General features: G+C 65.1%; 5 protein-coding genes, 1 tRNA gene, 1 other RNA gene and 1 pseudogene. 1 reads left to right on the forward strand and 7 read right to left on the reverse strand.

Annotated elements, in window-relative coordinates:
• From HMPREF3120_RS04745 to ffs, 7 genes and pseudogenes are all read right to left on the reverse strand, one after another.
• Positions 1-313 (reverse strand): annotated as a pseudogene (locus tag HMPREF3120_RS04745) (HNH endonuclease); the annotation flags it as partial.
• Between the two features lie 92 nt (positions 314-405).
• Complete coding sequence (gene recR, locus HMPREF3120_RS04750; RefSeq protein WP_070451097.1) at positions 406-1,032, reverse strand: recombination mediator RecR; 627 nt, start codon at positions 1,030-1,032, stop codon at positions 406-408.
• 67 nt (positions 1,033-1,099) lie between these two features.
• Positions 1,100-1,474, reverse strand: coding sequence for a YbaB/EbfC family nucleoid-associated protein (locus tag HMPREF3120_RS04755; protein ID WP_070451098.1), 375 nt, complete (start codon positions 1,472-1,474; stop codon positions 1,100-1,102).
• A 53-nt stretch (positions 1,475-1,527) separates the two neighbouring features.
• Positions 1,528-3,714, reverse strand: a complete 2,187-nt coding sequence (locus HMPREF3120_RS04760; RefSeq protein ID WP_070451099.1) for a DNA polymerase III subunit gamma and tau — start codon at positions 3,712-3,714, stop codon at positions 1,528-1,530.
• A gap of 10 nt (positions 3,715-3,724) precedes the next feature.
• The gene (locus HMPREF3120_RS04765; RefSeq protein ID WP_070451100.1) at positions 3,725-4,261 is read right to left on the reverse strand and encodes a hypothetical protein; all 537 of its coding nucleotides are present in this window, start codon (positions 4,259-4,261) and stop codon (positions 3,725-3,727) included.
• The gene (locus HMPREF3120_RS04770) at positions 4,251-5,522 is read right to left on the reverse strand and encodes an aspartate aminotransferase type Ic (protein ID WP_070451101.1); all 1,272 of its coding nucleotides are present in this window, start codon (positions 5,520-5,522) and stop codon (positions 4,251-4,253) included. Before HMPREF3120_RS04770 ends, HMPREF3120_RS04765 begins: the two co-directional genes overlap by 11 nt.
• Positions 5,523-5,592: 70 nt before the next feature.
• Positions 5,593-5,688: signal recognition particle sRNA small type (gene ffs, locus HMPREF3120_RS04775), an RNA gene on the reverse strand.
• A 131-nt stretch (positions 5,689-5,819) separates the two neighbouring features.
• Here ffs and HMPREF3120_RS04780 point away from each other — a divergent pair.
• Positions 5,820-5,905 (forward strand) — tRNA-Ser (locus HMPREF3120_RS04780).
• Positions 5,906-5,940 lie beyond the last annotated feature (35 nt).

A 5,940-nucleotide genomic window follows, 5' to 3' on the forward strand; every position in this document is an offset into this window, starting at 1 on the left:
TCGCCCGGTAGCCACCTTCGACCTCAAGTAAGGCAAGGCGCAGCGCCCACCGCTGGGACGCATCTTTGACCGGTGCGATGCGACGCTCGATCAGCGCCAGCTCGTCGAGGGAGAAACCTCGCGCTAAAGAACTTGCTGTCTTCTGTTTGCGCGTGAACTTGGTGCGCCCGAAGTACACATCCCGCAGCCGCGACCAGGCACGCGCCCGGTCCGGTGCGAAGCCCGAGGCGAGTGCAACATCAAGGTCGAAGTCGGCCAGCGTCTCTAACGCTGCGGCCGACATCGCCTGCACTAACACCTCGAACGAATTCATACATAAAACGCTAAACCGTCAACAGAGAAATTGCACCTGGCCTGTGGATAACTGGGCGTGGAGTCGTCGAAAAGTAAAGAGTTATCCACAAATCACAGCTTGAGGCGCCCGGTTAACGCGCGGGAGAGCGTGAGCTCGTCGACAAACTCCAAGTCCCCACCAAGCGGCATACCCGACGCCAAGCGCGACACCGTCAGCGACGGGAAGTCCTTCAACAGACGCGCCAAATACGACGCCGTCGCCTCCCCCTCCGTATCAGGGTCGGTAGCCAAGATGACTTCGGTGACGTCGGGGTTGTCGGCGCCGTCGACGTCGTCAAGCACACCGCCAATGCGCTGCAACAGCGGCGCGATGGCCAGGTCCTTCGGGCCGACATTCGCCAACGGATCCAACGACCCACCCAATACGTGGTAACGGCCCGAATACTCCCCCGTGCGCTCAATGACCTGGATGTCCTTCGCGTCCTCCACCACGCACACCAGCGTCTTGTCGCGGCCCGAATCGGCACAGATGCGGCACACTTCCTCGCGCGAGACGTTGTTGCAGATGCGGCAAAACGTCACCCCGTCGCGCACGGCGGCCAGGGCGGCGCGCAGCCTATCGATGTCCTCCGGCTCCGTCTTCAGCAAATGAAACGCGATACGTTGCGCGGATTTGGGGCCGATGCCGGGGAGGCACGAGAATTCGTCGATAAGGTCTTGCAGCGGTCCTTCAAACACGCGGGGGTTCCTTTCGTGGCATGAAAAACGCGCCCGACCAGGCCGGCCGGACGCGGAAAGCGACAGGTTAGACGATGCCGCCGAACGGGATCTCGCCCGGGCCTGCCTGCGGGGCACCACCCTGCGGTGCGCCGCCACCCATTGCGCCGCCGGTGAGCGGGGCGATCTTCTCTTCGGCGAGCTTGCCGGCCTGGTCGTGGGCGTCGCGGTATGCGGCGAGGATGAGGTCCTGCAGCGTCTCGACGTCCTCCGGGTCAACGGCTTCCGGCTTGATGGTCAGGTCGGTGATTTCAGCGCCGCCGGTCATGGTGACAGCAACGAGGCCGCCGCCTGCGGTGCCGGTGACCTCGGTCTGCAGCAGTTCCATCTGTGCCTGCTGGAGTGCGGCCTGCACTTCGGCGGCTTGGCGGATGAGTTCCTGCATGTCCTGTGGCTGGGTCATGGTTGCAACCTTTCGTTTGTTGGTAAAGCTCCGTGGGCCATTGTACGCGTCGCTTAGAGGGGTTTGGCTCCGAGTTCGGCGGCGAGGAGGTCCATGGCGACTTCGGTGGCGTCGCGGCGGTCGGCGGTTCGTTCTCCGTCGCGTGCTTCTTGGGCCATGTCGCGTTCTTCGTCTTCGCGTGTGTATTCGGGTTCAGCTTCTTCGTAGGGTTCGGCCGGTTCGGGTGGTGGTGGGATGTCGTCGCGTTCGCGTTGGGCTCGTTCGGCGGCTTTTTGGCTGGCTGCGGCGACTGCGGCTTGCCAACTGTTGGCGGGGGCAGGGTCTTCGGGCTTTTCGCTTGTCGACGACCCCTCCCCCGGATTCCACACCTCCCTCGGTTCTGGCCGCTTGACGTGGGCGGCGTCGGGGTTGGTGCCGACCACGCAGCGGACCTTGATTGGCGTGCCGAGCTTTTCGGTGAATACGGCGACGATGTCTGCGTTGTTGCGTTCGGCGTTGATGCGGTCGGCGAGCGCTCCGGTGTGATGGCCGACGACGAGGGTGTCGTTGTCGAAGCCGAGCGGTTTCGCCTCCGTCAGCATGATTTCGGCGACCTGGTTGCGTGCGCCGACGGATTGGCGCAGGCGGGTCCAGTCGCGCTCGATGCGCTGGTATAGGTCGTCCGTGTCCGGTTGTGGCGCGGCCTGTTGTGGCGCGGCCTGTTGTGGCGCGGCCTGTTGCGGCGCGGATTGCTGCGACGCGGGTTGGGCAGGTTCGGGTTCACGCTGCGGTTCCGGCTGCGGCGCTGGCTGCGGTTCCGGGGTCGGCTGCGACTGGGCCGGCGCGGGCTGCTGTGGTTCGGGCGGCGGCGTCTGCTGCGCTCGCTGCTCGGGTGCCGGTTGAGCAGCCGCGGCTTGCGGTTCGGGAGTTGGCTGTTGCTGCGCAGGCTGTGCGGGCGCGGGCGCGGGTTTGCGCGAGGCGGTGCGGGAGCTCGCGGCGGCGGCTGCAGCGGCTGCGGCGGCGGCAGCGCCTCCCCCGCCAGCGGCGCCAGTAACGCCGGAGGGAGCACCAGCAGAGCCAGCACCCGCAGCGCCAGCACCAGCACCAGCACCAGCACCAGCAGAGCCAACACCAGCACCACCGCCAGCACCCAGCGCACCGCCGCCGACGCTGACGGTGAGGAGGTGCGCCATCATGATTTCCAGGAGCAAGCGGGGCGAGGTGGCGCCAGCGAGGTCGGGGAGACGGTCGTTGACTTCGGTGGCCAGGGCGGACAGATGGGCGGGGGTGAAGAGTTCGGCTTGGTGTTTGAGGATTTCGGAGCGGTCGGTGGGGGCGTCGACAAGCCCTTGCCCGAATGCGTCGGGGACGGTGCGGATCAGGAGGAGGTCGCGCATGCGGTCGAGGAGGTCGAGGGCGAAGCGGCGGGGTTCGTGGCCGGATTCGATGACTTCGTCGATGGTGCGGAACATGGCGGAGCCGTCGCCGGATGCGATGGCGTCGACGGCGGCGTCGAGAAGTGTGAGGTCTGTGACGCCCAGCAGTGGCAGGGCAAGGTCGTAGGTCAGCCCGTCGGGTCCGGCGCCGGCGAGCAGCTGGTCGAGGATGGACAGGGTGTCGCGCGGGGAGCCGCCACCGGCGCGGATGACCAGGGGGTAGACGTTTTCGTCGACGGTGACGCCTTCGTCGGCAACGATGCGCTCGAGAAGGGAGCGCATGGCTTGGGGTGCAAGCAGGCGGAATGGATAGTTGTGGGTGCGCGAGCGGATGGTGCCCAGCATCTTTTCGGGTTCGGTGGTGGCGAAGATGAAGATGAGGTGGGCGGGTGGTTCTTCGACGATTTTGAGCAGCGCGTTGTTGCCCTCTTTGGAGATCATGTGGGCTTCGTCGATGATGAAGACGCGATAGCGTGAGTCGCTGGGCGCGTACAACGCACGTTCGCGCAGGTCGCGCATGTCTTCGACGCCGCCGTGGGAGGCTGCGTCGATTTCCATGACGTCGAGGTTTCCGGAGCCGCCGGGGGCGAGGGAGACGCAGGAGGGGCAGACGCCGCAGGGGGTGGAGGTTGGTCCTTCGGCGCAGTTGAGTGAGCGCGCGAGGATGCGGGCGGATGATGTTTTGCCGCAGCCTCGTGGGCCGGAGAACAGGTAGGCGTGTGAGATGCGGTCGTTGTCCAGTGCGGTGGACAGCGGCCGGGTTACCTGTTCTTGGCCGACGACTTCGCCGAATGTTGCGGGGCGGTATTTCCTGTACAGAGCCACGCGGGCTACCTTACTCGGCCGCGCGATTCCATTCGGTGGTGTTGGTGCCGCGGCGTCGCAACCTGCGGGTTAGGACGTCGAGGCCTTGGTCGCGGGCGATGGTGTATTCGTCGTCGGTAAGCGCGACGAGTTCGAGCAGCAGCGTGAGTCGGTCGGGTTCGCGGTAGAGCGGTGTGCCGCGGTCGAAGAGTTCGGGTTCGCGCAGCCAGCCGTGGCGTGCGGTGGTGCCGAGTTCGTCGAGGGCGCCTTCGAGCAGCACGCCGGGTTGTGCGGGGATGCCGAGGCGCTCAATGGCACGGGCAGCAGCAACGACGGCGCGCCCGGGCAGTTGCTTATCGACGACCCCACCTACCGTCACAATCTCACACCGCACATCAGTCGCCCCATCCCCGTCGATGACCAGGCCGGTGTCGACTTGGGAGAAGCCGACGGTGCAGGCCGCGGGGGTGGTGTTGATGGTGGTGAGGGCGACGGCGGCGTCGTCGATAAGCATGAGCTCGATGTCCATGAACGACCCGAGCCATGCGGCGACCTGATCAGTTTTCATGCGCCTCGATGCATGCGAGCAGCACGCAGGTGGCAACGCCGTCCATGGCGGTGCGGACCTCGTCCAGCGGCGGCAAGGACGGTGCGAGGCGGATGTTCTCGTCGTTGTCGTCGATGCCGCCCGGGAAGGACATGCCAGCCTTGGTCAGGGTGATGCCGGCTTCCTTGGCCAGTTCCCAGACGCGCTTGGCGGAGCCGTCCTTGACGTCCAGGGAGATGAAGTAGCCGCCGGTCGGCTCGGTCCACTCGGCGACGTTGTACTCGCCGAGGCGCTCCTTGAGGATGCCGATGACAGCCTCGAACTTCGGGGCGAGCGAACCGGAGTGCTTGAGCATGTGGGCGCGCAGGCCGTCGACATCGCCAAAGAAGCGAGCGTGTGCCAACTGGTTGACCTTGTTCGGGCCGATGCCGCGCACGCCAGCGTGGCTGTTGTACCAGTCCAGGTTCTCCTTCGAGGAGGCGAAGAACGCCACGCCCGAGCCTGCGAGCGTGATCTTGGAGGTGGACGACATGTACCAGAAGCGGTTCGGGTTGCCATGCTTCGCGGAGATCTCGAGAACGTTCGGGTTGTCCGGGAATTCGTCGGTCAGCGTGTGGATTGCGTACGCGTTGTCCCAGATCAGGCGGAAGTCTGGCGCGGCGGTCTCCATGGCGCAGAGGCGCTCGATGGTCTCGGCGGAGTAGGTGATGCCGGTGGGGTTACCGAAGATCGGCACCGACCACATGCCCTTCACCTGCGGATCCTTCACCAATTCTTCGACGAGGTCCATGTCGGGGCCGGTCGGGGTCATCGGCACCTGGATCATCTCAAAGCCGAAGTGCTCGACGATGGTGAAGTGGCGGTCGTAGCCCGGCACCGGGCAGATCCACTTGACGGTTTCCTCGTCCTTCCAGGGGCGTGGCGAATCGTTGGTGCCCCAGATGTAGGCAAAGGAGACGAGGTCGAACATGATGCTCAGGCTCGAGGAATCACCCGCGACGACGTTCTCCGGGGCGACGCCGAGGGCCTCGGCCCAGAGCTCGCGGATGTCCGCAATGCCGTCGAGGTTGCCGTAGTTGCGCACGTCAGCGCCGGTCTTGTCGGTGTAGTCGTCCGCCCCCGGCAGCGACAGCAGCGCGTCGGAGAACCCGAGCTGCTCTGCGGACGGCTTGCCACGCGTCAGGTTCAGGTTGAGGTTTCGGGCCTTGAGTTCCTCGTACTGTGCGCGAGTGCGCTCGGCGAGTTCGTTGAACTGGGCTGCGTCCAGGTCCTTGAGAGACATCATCACTCCAGATGTTCGAAGGCGAATTTTGCGTGCCCACCATCGTACCGGCCTATCCGTCCCCGAACATGAAAAAGGGACCCCACGCACCTGCTAGAGCTCGCTGACCCTTGCTGCGTTCCCGCCCTGGGGGAGTTCACAAGATAACACCGCGTGAGATCCTGCCTGACACTGTAGCCATCTCTTCCGCCAGAACACAACCTGCGCCGGGCCACGCTGCGGTTTTGGTCTTGTGGGGTGTGTGCATTACCATGTCCAAAGACGCTTCGCCGGTGCATGCCGGGGAGGTTGTTCGCTGGAGGATTCGACTAGCGGCCTATGTCACACGCCTGGAACGCGTGCGGGTTTCACGACCCTCGTGGGTTCAAATCCCACATCCTCCGCAATGTCATGAGTCGCGACATGCTTGACGGATGAG

This window comes from Corynebacterium sp. HMSC11D10, from assembly GCF_001806995.1.
GTDB lineage: Bacteria > Actinomycetota > Actinomycetes > Mycobacteriales > Mycobacteriaceae > Corynebacterium > Corynebacterium coyleae.